The organism is Flavobacterium sp., assembly GCF_044368625.1.
In the GTDB taxonomy this organism is placed as follows: domain Bacteria; phylum Bacteroidota; class Bacteroidia; order Flavobacteriales; family Flavobacteriaceae; genus Flavobacterium.
This window is the reverse complement of the sequence record NZ_JBIPPD010000309.1, coordinates 1-2877: the sequence shown is the minus strand read 5'-3', so window position 1 is coordinate 2877 and position 2877 is coordinate 1. Positions and strand designations below refer to the sequence as shown.

At 28.6% G+C, this 2877-nt stretch carries 5 protein-coding genes; all 5 read right to left on the bottom strand.

What is annotated here, in order from left to right; genetic code table 11:
• Positions 1 to 42: 42 nt before the first annotated feature.
• Positions 43 to 654 (bottom strand): hypothetical protein, encoded by a 612-nt coding sequence (locus ACIQ2X_RS15390; protein WP_396179851.1) that lies wholly within the window; start codon positions 652 to 654, stop codon positions 43 to 45.
• A gap of 52 nt (positions 655 to 706) precedes the next feature.
• Entirely contained in the window at positions 707 to 877 is a 171-nt protein-coding gene (locus ACIQ2X_RS15385) for a hypothetical protein (protein WP_396179850.1), read from the bottom strand.
• A gap of 55 nt (positions 878 to 932) precedes the next feature.
• Positions 933 to 1184, bottom strand: coding sequence for a hypothetical protein (locus ACIQ2X_RS15380; RefSeq protein WP_396179849.1), 252 nt, complete (start codon positions 1182 to 1184; stop codon positions 933 to 935).
• A gap of 63 nt (positions 1185 to 1247) precedes the next feature.
• On the bottom strand, positions 1248 to 2174 hold the full coding sequence (locus tag ACIQ2X_RS15375; protein ID WP_396179848.1) for a hypothetical protein: 927 nt from the start codon (positions 2172 to 2174) through the stop codon (positions 1248 to 1250).
• A gap of 137 nt (positions 2175 to 2311) precedes the next feature.
• Positions 2312 to 2877, bottom strand: a 566-nt coding sequence (locus ACIQ2X_RS15370) for a hypothetical protein (RefSeq protein ID WP_396179847.1), incomplete at its 5' end; no start/stop codon positions are given.

Sequence of the window (2877 nt, the reverse complement as noted above, 5' to 3'; positions counted from 1 at the left end):
GTTCTGACTTATTTTCAGCATAAAGTTGAAATATTGACCTGTTTATAGGCAGTTACAATGCTTATTTCTAAAATCGTCAAAACTTTCGGATAGCAATGTCAAATTATAGTTTTTTTTATCACAAATTAAAAAACCAGTAAATCCATCTTCAGTAAAAAAACTTATATATAGTGTATTCTGAACTACATTTATGTCGTAATTATATTCGGAAATATAATTGAAGAATTCAAAGCTAGAAACATTTAGATTTTTATTAATTAATACTTCTGAGATCCATCTAAAAGGTGAATCTGAATAATCATCGTACTTTTCAAAAAAATTACGATTTACATATTTTTGATTTTTTAGACTGTCAATTATTGTTTTCGTAAAATTATTATTCAAAGATTTTATGTTGAAATAATAATTTGCATCAATATTTATTAACGTGTCTTTATTATTCAATAAAGACTGCTGCACTACAGTGTAAGCTTTTTGCTCATTTAAGTAATTACTTTGTAATCTTTTTTTTATACTTTTAATAACCTTTTTTACATCTCTTGGTTTATAATGCTTTACTTGCACTTCGTTTAAATGAATAATAGAATCTTGAGCAAGTATTCGCTGCGTAGAATAAAGTAGTAAAAATAATAGTAAGAATTTTAGATTTTTCATTTGAAGATTCTATGAAAGCTGACCATTAAAAAACGGTCAGCTTAAAGGTTAATTAACTTGGTGAATTTGGTTCATTTGGAATGTCTCCATTTCCGCCCCAATCCCAATTGCCATCTGAATTTTGACATTCATCGTTGTTATGCTCCAATAGTGTATAACCAAATAATTTGATACTCCATTGCCTGCATCCACGTGGTCTCTTTGCACCATCAACCGATTTCATCTGTGTTTTAGAAAGCACTTCTACCCCTTAAAAATTTAAAGAAGTTACCAAATTATTATCCTAAAGAAACAGATTTAGTAGGCTCGTTACAACCATCACTTGATCTAATTGTGTCACCACTTGCGGAAGAATCATTACTCCACGAAGTTGTGTCGCAAGATGTCCCAGTACAATCAGATTTTGTCTCTGAACAATCAGTCTCCTTTGATGTTCCTGGATCTCCTCCGAGAATCATGTTTAGATTTTCGAATTTGTTACCTTCAAATTTTTTGAAAAGATCACTTTTCAAGTTTTCAACTTTTTTCATAAAAATATGTTTATTTTTTGGTACTCTTTTTTAAGCTTTTCCCTTCCGCTCTTTATTTACAAACTAACCACACCACTGAAATAATTTAATGTGTTTGTATTTTTTTTCTTCCCTTATCTTTTTACAAATTTCTAGTCCTCTTTTCTTTTTTAATTCTAATTCTTTAGATGGTTCAAGTCCAATAGCTTCACGTTGGATATTGATTTGTTCAAACAAAGTGCTGTCTTCCGTAGTGTGCCATTCGTTGTAATACAACACTTTACAATATTTGCTATTGCCCCATTGTGCTTGAAAATCAATAAATGAAGCATATTCTTTAGGTAGCAGATTACCTTTATGAACTTCTTTCAAAAGTATATTGTTATATTTACAACTTCTTGGATATGAAAAATAATGTAGTAGAATCAATTTAACACTACCATTATATAAACCATAAGACTGCTTGTCATATCCATCTGCAAAACCATGAATTCCAATTAGACTCTCTCCTGGATATCCATATTTTTCTATCAATGGAATTAATTTGTCTTCTACAATATCAGTAACGATACTATCATATTTCTTCCAGTATATTGTTTCAGTACTTTTAGAATCCTTAAAATATAAATTATTGAGAGAATCTAAATAATGTACTTTCCATTTATTATCTATAAATGAAAGTTTTGCAATTGTATCTAGCAAAAATCGATTAATTGATTTTTCGTAAACTAGTTTTTCTTTTGTAAATTGTTGTTCTACAAAGTTTTTGAGTTTTTTTTCATTTATAAAACCGTTTATTAGTGAATCATTATATAACATTTTTGGAGAAATGCCTTTTTGCATTCCTTTTGATATTAACTCTTTTGATTTTTCAAGTTTGTTCAACAACATTGCTAACTGAATTGCCGTGTAATAATGATGTACGAAAGGTTTTTCTACCTCTGAAAATGCTTTTTCATAATTCTCAAAAGCTTTTTCATAATTTTCATTTAAAACTTCTCTTTGTCCCAAATGTATAAGTGTAGAGTATAGTATGTAGCGGTTGTCTTGAGCAAAATTGAAACTTGAATTTTTTGTTTTGCACGAAGAAAACAACACAAATGAAAGTAACATTAGTGTCATCTTGATCAAGAAAAATTTTTTTACGTTTAGTCCCATATTTGTGCTTTAATTTTATTTATTTTTTCATAATCAATTGAAAACTCTTTCGAGTTTGATTTAACACCACAATCATATAAATTCATATACCCCTTGTCATCTTTCCATTTGCTGATAAATGGATTGTAATTACATTCTTTTTCAAAATACCAACTTTTGCTAGTACGTTTAAGGGGTATTCTTGCGTCTGTACACATGTTTTGAAACTCACATACGTTGCATATTTCGCAACTTGATTTATTCGAATACCATAACTCTTGAAAAGTTTCTGACTGTACAACTTTTTTGAAATCTGAAAAAGTGTCCATATCGTTAATATTGCCAAAAGAAATTGATAATTGTGGCGCATTCATTATGTGCCCTTCCAAATCTATAAATACTTTTCTGTTTAAGTAAGTGTTAAATTTTAAAGATTCTGTGTAATGATGTATATTTAAGTTAAAGAGTGTTAGGTCTATTTCAACATTATTAATGTCTAAATTTTTCTTTGACTGAATTAAGTTTCCCATCCATTGTCCTTCTTGTCTAATCATCTTATTTTCTTTTGAATTGAATA